Origin of the sequence: Streptomyces sp. NPDC049954 (genome assembly GCF_040656295.1) — a bacterium.
Classification (GTDB): Bacteria; Actinomycetota; Actinomycetes; order Streptomycetales; family Streptomycetaceae; genus Streptomyces.
The window spans coordinates 45,709-61,871 of record NZ_JBFALS010000025.1 but is presented as its reverse complement, the minus strand read 5'-3'; the positions used below and the strand labels follow the sequence as shown (position 1 = coordinate 61,871).

Here is a 16,163-nt window from a genome sequence, read left to right as displayed (position 1 = left end):
CACCCAAAGCTAATCGATGTCGCAACTTCAATTTTGTAACGCCCAGCGTGGGCCGGCCCGTCTCCTCCGGAGACATGACGCGCCGTCACTACGTGACGGAGCGTCGCACCGCCGCTCCGCGACGGTTCTGTAACGCCGCTCCGCGGCGTTACATGCTGGCTAGAAGGAAACGGGCCGGCCCTCGCTGGGCGTTACATAATTGAAGTTGCGACATCGTTTAGCTTTGGGTGCTCTTATGTGTCTCTGAGCTGCAATTTTACTCCGCTCGACTGCTCGTGGCGAGGTGGAGCTGACTCACCTTGAAGCGCCCCTGGGCGCCCTTCGCCACTAATATGTAACCATTATGTAATGCTCTTAGCTCGGTACATAATTATGTAACGGCTACTCTACGTGCTTAGATTAGTGGTCTGGACCTCTTGTGAAGCATTCGACGACTGAAAGGGGTGAAAGAAAACCTTCCAGAGAGATCCTGTCACTCGCCGAGAGAGTTGCGTGCATTTCTGGTACATTCATTCCCGTTACATTATCTATCTTCTTTTGGGGTGTTGGGTATTCTGTGCCGATTCCATCAGGACAGTGCAATCTAAAAGGGTGAATCGTTGTGTCGTGAAGCGCGAATATAAAGACTCAATTCGGGCTCTTTTTCTTGTGCTCGGGTTTCTTTGGTCGGTAGTGTCAGCGACCGGATCGTCGCGCCTGCGCCACTGACCCTCAGATGACGAAGTTCAACTGACACTCCCCCGCAGACCATCAAGTTTTGCCGTTTAAACGAACTCGGTGCGGTTCGGTGCGTGTTGGCGTACACTCGGGGGTTGCCGGTTCAGCGTTGCTGTGCCGGCCGCGCACCGCTCTGGATACACGGAAACTGCATGCCGCAGAGTTCGAACTGAGGCATGAGAGCAGCTGGCACCCGTCATCGACGGGCGTTCGGTCCTCGGACCGGCTGACCAGCAGCTCGCCGGTGACCGTAGAACGCCAGTCGGCACGGGACATCACGGAGACATGAGCCGCTGGTAGAGCGTGACGGCGCTCGCCGCCCCCCGTGGACGGCGCGCAGTGGAGGCAGGGATGACCCTGCCCGCGGGTTTTCCTGCTGCGTGCCATGCCCGGGAGGGCGAGACCATGACTTCGATCGACGCATTCGACGGCCGGGACGGGCAGGAGCCCGACGACGGCCTTCCCCCGCTGCTGCGCCGGCCCGCGCCGGTGGCGGACCCGCAGCCGGTGACCAGGCTCCGCGGTGCGCGCAAGGCGCTTCTGGAGAACCCCGACACCTCGCTGGACGAGGCTTCGGCGAACGCCGTCACCTCAGGTGCGGTGGATCCCGCGCGGCTGCGGGCTCTGGTGGACGGTGAGCGGGTCAGCCTGCTGACGGCCAAGCCGGTCGTCGGCGGCACGCTGTACGCGACCGCGCCGCACGACCGCTACCTCGACCTCGACATCCTGCCCGACTTCATCAACCAGCGGTGGGCGGACCAGCTGCGCACGGCCATGGACGCGGCACCGCCCACGTCGCTGGTGACCTCCTACGAGACGCTGACCGATCCGGAGACCGGCGAGCCGATCGCGGTCTTCACGGTGCGCATGCGCGACCGCAAGACCCTGGCCAGTGCAGTCTCCGAGAGCATGTTCAACACGTTCCACGCCCAGAAGGGCGAGAACGACTACACCCAGAGCGTGCTCCAGCAGGGCGTGAAGGAGCCGCTGACGCTGTTCGTGATGCGCGTCGTGTACGACGACGACAGCGAGGACACCTTCCTGATCGCGGGCGACGGCAACAGCCGTCTGGTGAGCATGTGGATGGCGCGCACCGGCGGCGACATCTACCAGGCGATCGCGGCGTGCATCAGCACCGTCATCGGCTCGACCGACCAGCCCGGCGGGCGTAGCCGTGCCGAGCAGGGGGCCGTGCGCCGGCGGGTGACCGAGCTGACCGCGCGCACCCGCAAGAACCTGGCCGCGCCCGTGCTGACGGAGGCGACCCGGCGGGAGGGCCACACGCTCGCCTTCCCGGCCACCGTCGTCGTCGGCGCGCGGTCCGACAGTGGCGGGCCGCTGGCGGACCTGGTGGCGGCCCGTGACGACCTGCTGGCCAATCTGCACGTGCACGTCACCGCCTGGACCCCGGGGGCGCAGAACACGCAGGGCATGCAGCGGGTCTACCGCCACGCCCACCGTGAGGGCCTGATCACCCCGGACGTGCACCGGGTGCTGTCGGGCACCGTGGGCGCGCAGGCCATGTACGAACTGCTCGGGGTTCCGGCGCACCGGCTATGGTCGGCCGCGGTCCATCAGCACGCGGTGCTCGCCGGGCCGCACACGGACGCCGTGAACCGGCTGATCAAGCAGGAATTCGGGATGGGCAAGGCCGACCGGCAGCGGGTCAGCGAGCGGCTGGCGCCCATGGCGCTGTCGGACTACCGCAGCCAAGAGGGCATCGAGCAGCCGCTGCGCGCTTTCGGCAACGGCGGCACGATCACCGACACCGTGTGGAAGCAGCCGTGGGAGCTGACCAAGGGCGAGAACACGTTCGAGGTCCTCGACGACATCCTCGAGCGCGCTCTGGCCGGCGAGATGGGCGCCGTGGCGGAGCTGACCGTCCTGGGCGGCACCGCGGCGATCCTCGACAGCTACATCACCCGGGACCGCGGCTCGAAGGAGGGCACCGACCGCGAGGCCCGCAAGGCGCCCTTCCGGGCGACGCCGGTGAAGCTGCTCGATCTGCTGGCGCGGACCGCCGGGGGGCTGCGGATGCTGCACTCCATCGCCCGCGCCCACGTCGCCGCCGACCCGGCCGTGCTGCCCAAGCTGTTCCACACCCAGGAGCGCGAGGTCGACGGTGTCCTGGTCCGCGACGGCGAGCCCACGCTCGACAAGGCCGGCCAGCAGATGATCATCGACTACGAGTGGGACCTCGTCCACGCCGCCGACCCGGCCCAGGCCCTGGACACCATCGCCAAGAACCGCGCGGAGGCCAAGGCCAAGACGGGCGGCAAGCCGCAGGAGCCCGAGGCGGAGGACGTGCGCCTGCGCCGGACGCTCGAGCTGGGCATCACCTCGGCCGCCAAGGCCGCGCGGGCGCTGGCCCGCATGAGCCAGAAGCGCGGCAACCAGGTGTTCGGCACCTTCGACGCCGTCCAGGGCCAGCGCGACCAGCTGGGCCAGCTCTCCGAGATCCTCACGAAGTTCGGGCCCAGCGACACCTCCCTCTTCGTGTTCGACGAGGACGAGGAGGACAACGAGTGAGCGGCGCTCTCACGCTGCCCGCGCAGATCGGCCGGGCGCTGCGGCCGGTGCTGCGGCTGGTGGGCCCGGTGCTCGACGACAGCGCGCTCCAAAGCGGCGGCCACTCGGCGGTCGTGGTGTGCCCGGCCCGGCCGGGTGCCGTACGCCGCCGGGTGGGGGCGAGCTGTGCGGTGTATGTCGCGTGGGACAGCCGCCGCGGGTGCCAGTACGTGGGCAGCGTGTGCCGCCAGGGCCCGGGTGCGGTCGGCGACCGGCTGGCCGAGCACTACGCGCACCCCACGACCGGCGTCATCCGGCAGGGGGCCTGGTCGCTGCTGACCGTCCTGCCCCTGGCCGACCAGAGCGCCCTGGAGGTGGTGCGCAACGCCGAGGGGTGGACGGCCCGGCTGCTGAACCCGCTGGACGGATCCGCTCACCCGCGCGTCGACCTCACGCAGACACCCGCCGCGCTGGCCCTGCACGTCGTCCGGCAGACGCCGTTCACGGACCCTGGCGCGGGGCGGTGACGGGCGCCGGGGCGGCGTAGCCGCCGTAGGCGGCACGGTACGGCCCCCGGGTGCCACGGCGCCAGGGGGCCGCTATGCGGTGCAGGGCGAGCGCGGGACATCAGTCCTTGGTCGGGCCGAAGCCGGGGCCGGCCGCGGCTCCCGGATGAGCGTGCCGGGCACGGACTTCGGTAGGCGCGGAAATGGGGCAGCGGCTTCCCCGCGCCCGTGTCATCCTGGCTGGTTGGCCGTATAACGAGGGGAAGTTGAGAGGGCATGGCAGCGCGTAGACATGAGCCCTGGCCTGCACCGGTCGTCACCGCGGTGGCGGGTGTGCTCGGCGACACCGCGCAGGGGCTGACCGGTCGGGAGATCGGGCAGTTGCTGACGGCCGTGAAGGTGCCAGACGTGGAGGGCGGCAACAAGCGGGGCCGGTTGGCTGGGGCGCTGCTGGCGCACCAGGCACGCCAGCAGGCGTCGAACTGTGTGATCGCGTTCATCGGCGCAGCGATGGCCCCGGTGCGCTACGCGCAGCAACCGCACACGTTCTCGCGCCGGCAGGACGACCTGAACGAGGTCCTCGTCCATGTCGGGCTGCGGGTGAACGACGAGGGGCGCGTTGCCAGAGGGCCGGCGGCGGCCACGTTGAGCGAGGCCGCCCGGCACGCCAGTTCGCTGCGGTCGGAGCTGCGCCGACGCTCCACGCATCCGGAGGTGCTGCGCTACTGCACGCTGGAGATCTTGGCCAAGAACTCTTTTCACGCCAGCCTGGAGGCGGTCAAATCGGTGGCCGCCCGGCTGCGTCAACTCACCGGCCAGGGCCTGGACGGAGCGCGTCTGGTCGAATCGGTGCTCATGCCCGGCCAGGGCACGGCCCGGGTGGCCATCAACGCAAACGTCACCAGTCCGGAGCTGGATGAACAGAAGGGGCTGGCAAACCTGGTCAAGGGACTGTTCAGCATGTACCGCAACCCTGCCGCGCACGAGCCGCGGCTTCACCGCACGGTCACCGACGAGGAGTTGCTGGAGCTGCTCACCACTCTGTCGATGGTGCACCGACGGCTCGACGGCGCGCACGTCACCCCTTGACGCCGCCTGCGGGCCGCCTCAGCTCGCGCCTACGCGGGGTCGCCGTCGCCGGGCTGCGTGATTCGGCACTCTGCCCGAGACGGACCTCCTCCGTATCGCTACCAGTCGGCCACAGGCCGAAAGGCCAGGGCGTCGGAGGTACGCGCGTACTCCCATGAGTAGAGGTGGTACACCTCCTTGGGCTCATTGAGCTGGTGGTGCGACCGCAGGGAACAGACGATCAGTTCGCTCTCCGCGACCCGGCCCGGCCATTCATCCAAGTGAGGCCGGGCCTCGCCTCGGTGCGGATTTCTCACCATAAGGCCCGTGACCCACTCTGCAGGCGCGTCATCGCAGTCCAGCAGGTCCAGCTCGCTGTGCGAGACGACGAAACCGACGACCTCCAGGGGCACCCTCTGCTCGGGGTGGTGCCGAACGACTGCGGGGCTGTTCAGCGGACGGAAGTAGCTGAATGCTGCGGCGTCGAACTGTTCGAACAGGTGCCGGATCGGCTGGAAGTCCACGGGGACTCCGGGCAGTTGGAACGACAGGTGACAGTCGTAGACCGCCCGGGAACGGTGGCTGGCGATGCTCGCGGTGAGGGTGTAGAAGCCTCCGCCCTGGCAGGTGTCGAAGTAGGCGACCTGCTCGGTGTGGTGAGCGTCCTCCAGGCTCGCTTCGCGCTTCTTCCAGGTACGCAGCGCCTCAACGAACTCCCGGGCCCCGACGCCGTGCCAGGTCGCGCCGGACTGCTGGATGTTCCACTGCGGTCCGGCACTGGTCCAGCCCATCGAGTCCAGCCCGTACAGCAACTCCACGATGCCGTCCTCGTTGTACGGCCTGACCGGGACGTCCAGAGAGACGCCGCTGCCGCTGCCGAACGCCCAGTCCACGTCGGGCAGTTCCGGCACGAAGACGAACTCCCCGAATCCGCCCCCGGACGTGACGTACGGCAGCGGCTTCAGGTCGAGGTCGAGCAGCCGTGCCTCGGCACCCGGCAGGCCGGTGGTCGGCCGGCGCCGGCGCCGGGGCTTGGGGGCAGCGGCGAGGTGCACCCGGCCGTGTGTGATCAGTTCCTCCCGCTTCACCTGCAGGAGGTTGACCAGCGACCTCGGTGTGCTCAGGACCTGCGTCAGTTCGTCTTCGCCGAACAGCAGGATCGGTCCCCGGTCCCGGCGTACCCGCAGGTCCTCCACCGCCGGGTCGGTGAAGCCGTTCACGCTGATGATGACGCCGATGACAGCGGGTGAAGCGGCCCGCTCCATCCGTGACCGGACGGAATCGAAGACGTTGATGTCGGCCGGCTCGTTGTGCCACTTGGCCTCGATCAGATACCAGGTGTCCCCGTAGCGGGCCACCAGGTCCGTCTGGCGCGGTTTCGCGACGGAGGCGTTGCGGTCGACCCTAAAGTGCGCCCGCCTGAACAACTGTTCCAGCAGCACTTCCAGCTGGTAGCCCCGCTTGTGCGCAGACGGCATCGCCCCGAGCTGCTTGAAGTCCGCCAGCAGCGAGGACCCTCCCGCCCTGACGCGTTTCCCTTCACCGGCAGCCATGGGCTCCCTTCCTATCCTGATCCTCGACGATGGGCTCTCTCAGCTCCGCCACGGGGTCGGAGCCGCTCCCGCCGCCATGCCAATTCTCCCGCTTCCGGCCGAGGTCGAGGCCACGCTCAAGGCGGCGGTGGAAGCCAGCTGCTGAGGGACGTGCCCAGTGTTGCTCCCACCGCAACTCGGCGGTCTGTCCGATCCCCTCTGCTGGCTCATCACCGTGAGGGCGAGGGGCAGAATGGTGGCATGGACGACGTGGCGCGGGCATGCACGGCGACTGGCCGCGTACACGGCGGGCGGGGCAGACCGAGCGAACCGGCCAGGTGCGATCGCCGCGGTCAACAAGGTGATGTGGGTGCCGGGTTCGGTACCGCGGTCCCTGTATGCAGGGACCGGGCGGGAGGTGTGGCGTGAGGCCGTGAACGAGGTGCTGCGCGCGCGTGGCCTGCCCGAGGCGGCCGACCACAAGTTCCACATCGCGCCCGAAGGCGGCCTGCCGCCCGGCCGGATCCGTGGACCTGGGCGACCGCGCACGCCGTGTCGAAGGCGAAGTGCTCGGGCACGGTCCACCAGGTGGTCTTCGACCGGGGCAGCATCACCTACCCCGACCATCCCCCGAACAACCTGCAGGACGCGGCCTGCTACCGCTCTCCTCACCTGCGGGCCGTCGATGAGGCCCGTCGAGCAGCAGGCCCTCTGCCGTACTTCCCCCTCGGCCACTTCGCCCAGCCTGTCCGCGTGGTAGCCGCTGGAAGTTCACGGATGGCCCTGGCGCCGGGTAAGCGGCCTGCTCGCCCTGGACATGACGGCCTGGTCCGTGCCGAAGTCGCCTCCGCCGGTCCCAGCGGCGCAGAGTGGACGATCCACTCCGACCTCGACCGCACCGTGCTCCACGCCTGACGGTCATCGGGCCGTTGGCCGTTCAGAGAGGTTTGGGAGCGAATCCCGCCCTTGGCTCTTCATGGGTGGCTGTGTTCCGGGAAATCGGCCCGCACCGCCGCCGACATCTCTATCCTGTTATTGAGCTGGGTGGGAGCGCAATACAGGGCTGGGGCTTGAGGGTGTGGTGGAGGAAAGATTCCCGGAGGGGGCAGATAGCTCCGGCAGTATGGCTGTGGTCATGTCGATGTCCATGTTCCGACTGCCTTCCGCTGTCGATGACGACGAGTCCGAGGACCCTCCAGAGCGCTCCAGTTGGCCTGACCTAGACTTCGCTACGGAGCTGGGTGAGCAGGTCACCAAGAATTTGGCACCGCTTCTGCCCGCGTTGCCAGCTCATTTTGTGGACCTCGACAGCACCGCGCTGAATGACCTCACCGCGCTGGTGCAAGAGGGCGTCAAAGAGGGTCAGCACGCCCTCGTCCACGTCCTCAGTCACGGATTTCTTTTGTCAGGAAGTCAACAAGATCTGCATGTCGTCGCCAAGGACACTTTGAGGCCCGATGAGGGGGACGTCACTCGGAAGGCACTCGACGTCAGGCAGTTCCTCAAAGGTCTACATGGCCACCCAGGGTCCCTCCTGCTGCTTTTGGACGTCTGTCATGGCGGGGCCGGGATCGACTGGACACGGAACATCGAGTACGGCGAGCGGCGGGTGTTCGTGATCGCTGCCTGCCCCCCGCACACTCAAGCGTGGGGCGGCCGCTTCTCGCAGGCCGTGAGCGATGTCCTGGAAAGACTGGCCCAGGGCCACAGTGGTATCGACACGACAGAGAAATATGTTCGGTTGACTTGGTTCAAGGAAGAGGTGCATCGCCGGGTGTTGCGCCTCTGTGAAGAGGAGAAAGCTCCCGTTCAGGAGGTCATTTCCAGCGAGCTGACAGCACCGAATATTCCTTTTCTGCCCAACCGATGGTTTCGTGAGGACCCCGCCGAGGTCTTCGAACTGAAGAGCTACTGGGCCTTGCAGGACTTCATTGGCAGCGTTCATCCCTCACTCGATGTGGATCACTACGTGTCCCGTGCTGCCGGACGGGACATTTCCGAAACCCCCCGAACGGCGTGTCACTTCTCAGGGCGAGAAGAGGAGCTGGAGCGTGTTGGCGACTGGCTCGAGGCAGGGGCCGAAGGCGGGGGAACACTGTGCGTCGTCACCGGGAGCCCAGGCGTGGGCAAGTCCGCGCTGCTGGGTGTGGTGGTCTGCTGTATCCACCCTCAGCTGTCGAAGGTGCTGCAGAGAAACTTCTCACAAGGCGCTGCCCGGGCTCTCAGGCCGGAGCCACGAGAATGGATTGCAGCAGTACATGCGCGGGGAATGACGTTGGGGCTGGTCCTGGACGCCATCGCAGCACAGCTCGGTCTTCAGCCGCCTGCGGAAGGCTGGAGCGCGCAGGGACTCGTGGACGCAGTCGCGGGGCTGTCCGAGGAGCCGCTGATTGTGGTGGACGCCCTCGACGAGGCCACCGAGAGTGAGCAGATCGCGGTGGAGTTGTTGCTGCCGCTGGCCAACCGGGAGTATCCGGATAGCCCGCGTCGGCGGGCTTGCCAGCTGCTGGTAGGCGTCAGACCTTATTGGGACAAGCTCCCTCAGATGGCACAGGCCGTTGAGGACGCGGACCAGATACTCATCGATCTCGACACCAGTCACCGCGGCCGTCTCGAATCGGCCTTGGCCGAGTACGTCGAACTGCTGCTGGGCGACACTGACACCTACCGCACGCGTCGACCGCTGCGGCGCGCGATCGCTCGCGGAGTGGCCCACCGGGTCGAAACAGCCACTGTCGGCGGGGAGTTCCTCAAGGCCCAGCTGTCCGCCCGCTTGATCGCGAAGGCAGGTCCACTCACCGAAGTGGACGTGGAGAGCGCTCTGGCGCGTCTGCCCCTGACATTTGCCGCGCTGCTGGAAGCGCAGCTTGACGACGAGCGAACGCATCCCTTGGCGCGCGCCGTCCTTGCGGCCCTCGCCTTCAGCGCGGGCAACGGCATGCCCGCCAACCTCATTCGGGACGTCGTCGCCGCCTCTCAACCCGAGGGAGCACAGCCGACCGTCGAGGACATCGAGTCAGTCCTGACTCTCATGTCGTTCTACCTGCGCCGTGACGTGGACCCGGTGTACGGCACCACCCTGTACCGGCTCTTTCACCAGGAGCTCGTAGACCGCCTGCGCCAGTTCCCCCGCTCCGTCGACACAGGGGGCGCATCATGAATGCCGATTCCGAAGAGGCCGTCTTCCGTAGCCTCCTGGCCGGTCTGCCGCGCGCCTACGGTGCGCCGCGCTGGGACCTGGCGGACCCCTATCTGCGACGGCACGCTGCCGAGCATGCGGCCCGTGCCGGACCCGAGCTGCTCGTGGAGTTACTCTCGGACCGCGAGTACCTCGTGAATGCCGACGCCTGGTCCGTCGCTTCCGCGTTGTCGCCATTCCGGGACGCCTACCCGCGTATGACACGGCAGATCCTTGACGTGTACTGCGCTTCCATCAGCTGGCATCAGCGCGTCGGCCCACGAGCGAGGCGCCAGATCCTCGCTCTGGACGCCCTTCGGCTGGGTCACCGGGAGTTGGCGGCGAGCATGGAACGCATGCCCGGTGGCGCTCCGCTCCCCTGGCACTGCGTCTGGTCAACGGCCACCAACATCTCCGCTTCCGCAGGCGCGACCATGACCGGTCACGCCGAGTCGATCAACGCCATGACCGTGGTCGATGTCGGCGGCACCCCCATGGCTGTCACCGGCAGCCGGGACCGCACGGCACGCGTCTGGGACCTCACCCAGGGCCGTGCCCGGCACGTCCTGCTGCACACAGCGCCCGTAACCTGCGTGGCCACCGCCGAGGTACACGCCCGACCCATCCTCCTGACAGGCGGAGACCGCCTCTACCAGTGGGATCTCCTCACCGGAAGACCGGTGTCGTCCGTGTCGGTTGGATCCACCCTCAGACAAATCGCCGTTGACCCGTCCGGCCTCGTGGTCCTGGCCACGGCCGGTTACCCGTACATGGCCGACCTGCACGCGCAACCCATGATTCCCCGGCCTGTTCCCGGAGCGGGGCGGGGTGTGAGATTCGTGGCCGTCTGCCGCGAGGGCAGTGACAGGTTCGGACTCTGCGTCAGCGAGGGCAGTTACCTGACCGCGTTCACGCTGCCTCACGGCCGTGTTCTTCATCGAACAGTTCCGCGGCGGGTCGCCGAGAGCGCTGACAGGATCACAGCGGTCTCGGTCAAAGACATCGGTGACCAGACACTCGCGATCCTCGGACATGCGAGTGGCGCCTGCACTGTTGTCCATGCCCGCAGCGGCACCGTCCTGGCTTCACTCACGCACCCTGGCGTCCCGCGAGGGCGACCACCCCGCATGTATCGAGGCTCGGTCGACGCGCTGGCGATCCAGCTGACCGGTTCCGGCTGGATCGCCGCTGCTGGGCATCATGACGGCACCCTGCGCATCTGGGATCTCGGTTCAGGCGAGTCCCTCGGGGAAGTGCCAGCCCACGCCGGACCCATTACGGAGATCGCCATTACCTCCGTGGAAAACCGGTCCATGCTGTTGACGGCCTCCGAAGACGACACGATCCGTTGTTGGGACGTTGAAACGGGCACGCTCATACTCCGAGACGTACTCGCCGGTCACACGAGCGATGTCATCGGCGCCGTGCCGACTACGGTGGAGAACCGCCCCGTTGCGGTGACGGTTTCCAAGGACCTGACCGTACGCACGTGGGACCTGCGCAGCCCGCGGCCACCGGCCGAGTTGGCCGGTCACCCCAACTGGGTGCGGTCGCTTCAGCTCCATCGCATAGCCGGACACCTGTACGCGGTCACCACGTGCCGGGACCCCATCGTGCGCGTCCTCGACGCAGTCAGTGGAAACGTGGCGCTTGAGCTGGAGGAGCCGGAAGGCCGGCCCCTCCAGACTGCCAGCGTGTGCACGGTCGATGGCGCCACACTGATTGCCGCAGGAGGAGAGCAAGGCGCGGTGAATCTCTGGGATTCCGCCACCCGGCGCTTGATCGACAGCGACAGCATCGGCTCCGCACTGATCAACGCCATTGCTGTCCATGTCCACCCCGGTGGAGATCTTCAGATAATTGTCGGCGCCAACGACGGCAGCGTGTCCGTGTGGCATCCCAACACCAGCCGCCCCGTCCGGCTCCTCAGCCCGCCCCGCCGTGACGCAGGCATTGCATCACTGGCCGTAGCGACGATGCCGAGCGGCGCCGTGATCATCACAGGTGACTTCGACGGCACGTATCAGGCACTGTCCCTGGACAGCGGGCGCTTGATGCATCGTCGTGACCACCCCGCCGCCATCAAGGCGATGGCGATCGGCGACATCGCCGGAACCCGCTGCACGGCGGCTGGAGATGACACCGGGCAGATCGTCCTCCGCAACCTCAGCGACGCCACGGTCCTGCGAACGTTGCACGGCCACACCGCGGCCGTACGCTCCGTTGCCTTCTCAAAAGTCGATCACGACGAGGTCCTGATCTCCTGCAGCACCGACGGAACTGTACGGATCTGGGATGCCGCCACTGGAGCCCAGATCCACCGCATCGATCTGCCGGATTTCGTTCAAACCGTCGCCTACCACGACGGCGCCCTAGCCATCGGCTACGGCCGAGAAGTCTCCGTATTCACCCGAGCCAGCTAGTCAACACAACCAGGGAGCAGCCTGTGCCCCGCGTTCTCGCGATCCACGGAGTCAACCAGTACGACCCCGCCCGCACGCCAGAAGCCGCCGCCGCACGGCTCGGCGGAGTCTGGACTCGGGCTCTCAACGACAAGCTGCCCGTCCCGCTGGAGGCCGCAGACATGCGGTTGTTGTACTACGCGGATCTCCTTCAGCCGACCGGCCCCGCTACTCAGAGCTCAGGTGACGATCTGGACCACATGTCGGCCGAAGCATCAGACGCGGTCCGGCGCTGGGGCGAGCTGCACGGAGTCGACCTCAGCCAGGCCCAAGGACGCGCCCTCACTCCCGCGCGCTGGGTCGCGGACGCTGTTGCTCGTCGGAAGGGACTGGACCAGAAGCGCGTCCGCAAGTTCGTGGCCGACCACTTTCCGGAACTCGTCAGCTACTTGCACTCCCCGGCCCGTGACGCCGTACAGCAGCGCTTGGCAGACGCCATCACTGCCGAGAAACCACGAGTGCTGATCGCACATTCGCTCGGTTCTGTTGTGGCCTACGACACGCTTTGGCGGCACGCCCAGGAGGTCGATGTGCTAGTCACCATCGGATCGCCACTGGCCATGCCAGACATCGTCTTCCCTCACCTCCAGCACACGCCGAAGAACGACAAGGGAAGCCGCCCTCAAGGCGTGACTCACTGGATCAACATTGCAGACCCAGGGGACCTGGTTGCCATCCCACAACCGCTGACGCACCGATTCGACAACGTGACATCCAACCTGTCGGCGGGCATCGGGGCGTTCAGTTTCCACCAGGCGGTCAGCTACCTCAAATGCTCCACCACCGCGAAGGCACTGACTCCCTTCCTCTCGTAGCCACCACGGTCGTACTGGGCCCCTCTCTGAGGTCGGCTGCGTCCGCAGCACCCGGCTGGGTGGTCATAGGACCGGCTCACTCTCGGGTCTGGAGGACGAGGCCTCCGAAGAGCTGCCGGGCCAGGGCGTCCGGGGCGATTTGGGTGGCGGGAGCGGTGGCCTGGTTGCCTTTGCCAAGGCGCAGCACCAGGGTGGCTTTATCGACGCCTCACGACAGCAGTTGTTGACGTCTGCGGGAGGCGCCTGCCGCGCTGGGATGTCGTTGTTGAGGAGCACGGGAGGCACCCGTCGGCACCCGGCAACGGAGCGGTACAGGCGGCCACCGGCGCCCGTAGCCAGCGCTTTTCCCCCGAGCACGAGACAGGCGGTCGACGGCGTCTCGCCGGTCACCACCGAGCTGCTGTCCGAAGCCGTGCACATTCGGCGCGGGCAGCGCCTCCCTATCTGCCAGAGAAGCGCTGCTCTTTCGTCATCGACAGAGCCACTGCTCGTTGGTCCTGAGTGTCTGAGGCATCGCCCCTCCTTCCAGAAACGCACTGCATGGTCGCGCCAAAGCACAGGAGGACGTCGAGGTGCACCCTGGCCATCCTGCATCTGGCTTCCACAGCGTGCGCTGGGGTGCCGAGCGCCGCTTTGGGCCGGTCAGGCCAGCTGCGGGCGGTCGTGTCAGGCGCCGATGCCGATGTAGGAGACGTAGGTGTAGGCGCCCCAGTCGGAGTCGAGTTCGGCGATGATGTCGTCCCAGAGGTCTTCCATGGTGTCCAGGTCGCTGGCGACGAGGGCGTCGACGGCGTCGTCCCAGATGTAGCGGACCTGCCGGTGCTGGATCCTCAGGTTGTCGCGGCGGCGTGGCTCGTCGACGGTGGTCTGGTTGACGGGGTGGATCTCGATGCGGGTGCCGCGGCCGTTGCGGTTGAGGTGTTGCTTGAGGGCGCCGGGGTTGGTGAGCACGTTGTGGGCTCGTAGGTTCCAGTAGGCGGTGTCGATCGCTTCGAGGTTGGCTGGGCGTGGGCGTTGAGTGCCGCGGGTCCAGGCGCGGATCGTTGTGGGGGTGGCGTGGATGCCGGCGTCGGCCAGGGCTTGGGGGCCGCCTTTGGTGGTGGTGAGGTAGCGCATGCGGGCTTTCAGGCCGCGGCGGGTGCTGACTGGGGATTTGATTCCGCCGTCGATGATCATGCGTTCGAGGGCGTCTTCGAGGGCGCGGGCGAGGGCGACTTTTCCGTGGACGTTTCCGGGGTCGCGGTCTGCGCCGTAGTTGCCGAAGTTCTTCCATCCGTCGGTCGACATCTATCGGACGCTCTTCCTGGGCAGGGGGTACTGGTCTTTTTGTTTCATCTGGGTGGTGAGGCGGCCTTCGGTGAATACGGTGCGCCAGTCGCCGGCTACGTGGATTTCGTCGGTGCCGCGGACGCGGACGACGGTCAGGCCGTTGCTGTGGGCCCGGTGGGATTTGTACCAGAGGTTGGCGAATGCCTGGGAGCGGATGATGTGCATCCAGTCAGGTCGGCGGATGTCGCGGTTGACGCTTGATTCTCCGATGGTGGAGGTGAATTTTGAGTACATGGATTTAATGTATTCAACGGTCACCGTGTCATCGGCCTTGATGGCGTTTGTGCGGGCCTCGGTCAGGACGCGGCGGAATTTTTCCAGGAGGCCTTCGCTGGTGCCGGAGGTCCAGCGCTCGGTGATGTGTGGAGCCTCGCACAGGCCGAGGCGGGCGCAGCGGATGAGGAGGCGGATGGTGGCGTCGTCGAGGAGGACGGGGCCGTCTTCGCGGCGGTTGCCGATCGGGTCGGGCAGGTTGGGGTGGTGCCAGGTGGGGCGGGTGGGGAGGTGGTAGATGCCGGAGCGTTTGGGGTCGAAGCCTCCATTGGGGTCGTGGATCAGGGTGCCGATGGGCAGGTGAGTCTTGAAGGCGGACAGGAAGCTGGCGTTGGTGTCGAGGGCGTTGACGGTGATCGGGGGGTGGGCGCCGTCTTGGAGGGCTTCCGTGAGGTGGGTGTTGGTCCAGTTGTGGCGGCCTTCCCAGATTTCGTCGGCGCCGTCCTTGGTTTTCTTTCGGAGGAATTCGAGGGTTTCCGGGTAGACGGTGTGTTCGTAATTTCCGCCGACGCGGGTTGCCTCGAACAAGGTCATTGCGTTCGGTACTGCCTTTTTCACCAGGGCTTCGGTTGCGGCGGTGACGTCACCGTCGTGGTCGTGGAGGGCTTCGTCGACGGCGCGGGTGATCATGCCGGTGAAGTAGCTGTAGTCCCGGTTTGCGTAGCCGCCTTCGCGCGGGGGTGGGGCGGTGCGGCGGGGTGATGGCCTGGGTGTGGCGGCGGTGTGGGTTGTCGGGGCAGGCTCGGCGGGCGTGGGGTCCGGGGGCGGGTTGGTGAGGGCTTGGAGGGGCGCCTGCAGGGTCTGTGCGGGGGGAGGCGGAGTCGCGGCCGAGGGGGTTGGGGGTGGTGTCTGTGGCGCTGGGGTGGTGGGGCTGGCGTAGGGGGTGGGCGGGTCGGTGATGCGGGCGTGGGCGAGGTCGGCGTGGAGAGTGAGGGTGGTCTGCGGGCCGAGGTCACGTTCGGTGATGGTGGCGTGGATCTGGTCGGCGTCGCGGGTCAAAGTAATGGTGATGTCGAGGCTGAGTGCGGCGATCAGCTGGGGGTCGTCGGAGTCGACGGCGGCGAGGACGGGGAGTTCGTGGGTGCGGGCCAGGTGGGCCAGGGCCTGGGCGGCGTCGGTGATCTGGAGCGGGCCAGACAGCGGCAGCCGGGGGTCTTCGGTGGTCTGCAAGCGGTCGACCACGACGAGGGCTAGGCCCGGCAGATGCGGGACGCTCTCGGTGATCGCGTCGGTGGTCAGGTCGGATCCGTCGTCGATGTACAGCGGGGCTGCGGCCAGGTGGTGGTGGAGGGCTGCGGTGTCGTCCTGTTCGGTGGGGGTAAGGCGGCCGGCTCGCAGGCGGCGGTAGTCGACTGGCAAGTGCGCGGCAACGATTCGGGCGGCGATGTCCGCGCGGGTGAGTCCGGAGGCGGCGTACAGGACGGGTTGGTGCTGGTCGAGGGCGCTGGTGCGTGCGGCGGCGGTGGCGATCAGGCTGGATCCGGCGCCTGGGGCGGCGGCAACGAGGTAGAAGCGGCCGGGCTGGAGGCCACCGAGGGCGTCGTCCAGGGTGCGAATACCGGTCGACAGGCCCATCAGGGGTGTGGGTGTGGTGGTTTCACCGGTGGGGACGGTGGTCGGGAGGACGGTGTCCAGGGCTTGCGCGAGTGCGGCCAGCCGTCGCGGAGTGAGCGGCGCAGTGATGGCTGGTGGGCCGCTGGCCGGGATGGCGGTCTCGTAGCCGGTACCGGGCGTCGCGGGAGTGGGGGCCGGCGGGCCCTGCTCAGGTGGGGCCG

General features: G+C 67.2%; 9 protein-coding genes. 6 read left to right on the top strand and 3 right to left on the bottom strand.

What is annotated here, in order from left to right; genetic code table 11:
* The first annotated feature begins 1,122 nt into the window (after window positions 1–1,122).
* The 3 genes from AB0J21_RS32890 (at window position 1,123) to AB0J21_RS32880 (ending at window position 4,820) form a co-directional block, all read left to right on the top strand.
* Entirely contained in the window at window positions 1,123–3,246 is a 2,124-nt protein-coding gene (locus AB0J21_RS32890) for a hypothetical protein (protein WP_363149835.1), read from the top strand.
* A complete protein-coding gene (locus AB0J21_RS32885; protein WP_363149833.1) occupies window positions 3,243–3,752 on the top strand; it encodes a hypothetical protein in 510 nt (169 codons plus the stop codon). The genes AB0J21_RS32890 and AB0J21_RS32885 overlap by 4 nt, the downstream gene beginning before the upstream one ends.
* 255 nt (window positions 3,753–4,007) lie before the next feature.
* A complete protein-coding gene (locus AB0J21_RS32880; protein ID WP_363149831.1) occupies window positions 4,008–4,820 on the top strand; it encodes a TIGR02391 family protein in 813 nt (270 codons plus the stop codon).
* A 98-nt stretch (window positions 4,821–4,918) separates the two neighbouring features.
* On the opposite strand, the gene AB0J21_RS32875 is transcribed toward AB0J21_RS32880, so the two are convergent.
* Window positions 4,919–6,352, bottom strand: coding sequence for a restriction endonuclease (locus tag AB0J21_RS32875; RefSeq protein WP_363149830.1), 1,434 nt, complete (start codon window positions 6,350–6,352; stop codon window positions 4,919–4,921).
* 1,114 nt (window positions 6,353–7,466) lie between these two features.
* Here AB0J21_RS32875 and AB0J21_RS32870 point away from each other — a divergent pair.
* The 3 genes from AB0J21_RS32870 to AB0J21_RS32860 are packed head-to-tail and all read left to right on the top strand — an operon-like array spanning window position 7,467 to window position 12,786.
* The gene (locus AB0J21_RS32870; RefSeq protein WP_363149829.1) at window positions 7,467–9,491 is read left to right on the top strand and encodes an ATP-binding protein; all 2,025 of its coding nucleotides are present in this window, start codon (window positions 7,467–7,469) and stop codon (window positions 9,489–9,491) included.
* Window positions 9,488–11,932: a WD40 repeat domain-containing protein gene (locus tag AB0J21_RS32865; protein WP_363149828.1), complete on the top strand. Its 2,445-nt coding sequence runs from the start codon at window positions 9,488–9,490 to the stop codon at window positions 11,930–11,932. Before AB0J21_RS32870 ends, AB0J21_RS32865 begins: the two co-directional genes overlap by 4 nt.
* Window positions 11,933–11,955: 23 nt before the next feature.
* Window positions 11,956–12,786, top strand: a complete 831-nt coding sequence (locus AB0J21_RS32860) for a hypothetical protein (protein ID WP_363149827.1) — start codon at window positions 11,956–11,958, stop codon at window positions 12,784–12,786.
* Window positions 12,787–13,452: 666 nt separating this feature from the next.
* Here AB0J21_RS32860 and AB0J21_RS32855 read toward each other — a convergent pair.
* Together AB0J21_RS32855 and AB0J21_RS32850 are read right to left on the bottom strand one after the other, a co-directional pair.
* Complete coding sequence (locus AB0J21_RS32855; protein WP_363149826.1) at window positions 13,453–14,073, bottom strand: hypothetical protein; 621 nt, start codon at window positions 14,071–14,073, stop codon at window positions 13,453–13,455.
* Window positions 14,074–15,963, bottom strand: coding sequence for a DnaB-like helicase C-terminal domain-containing protein (locus tag AB0J21_RS32850; protein ID WP_363149825.1), 1,890 nt, complete (start codon window positions 15,961–15,963; stop codon window positions 14,074–14,076).
* Window positions 15,964–16,163: the final 200 nt, after the last annotated feature.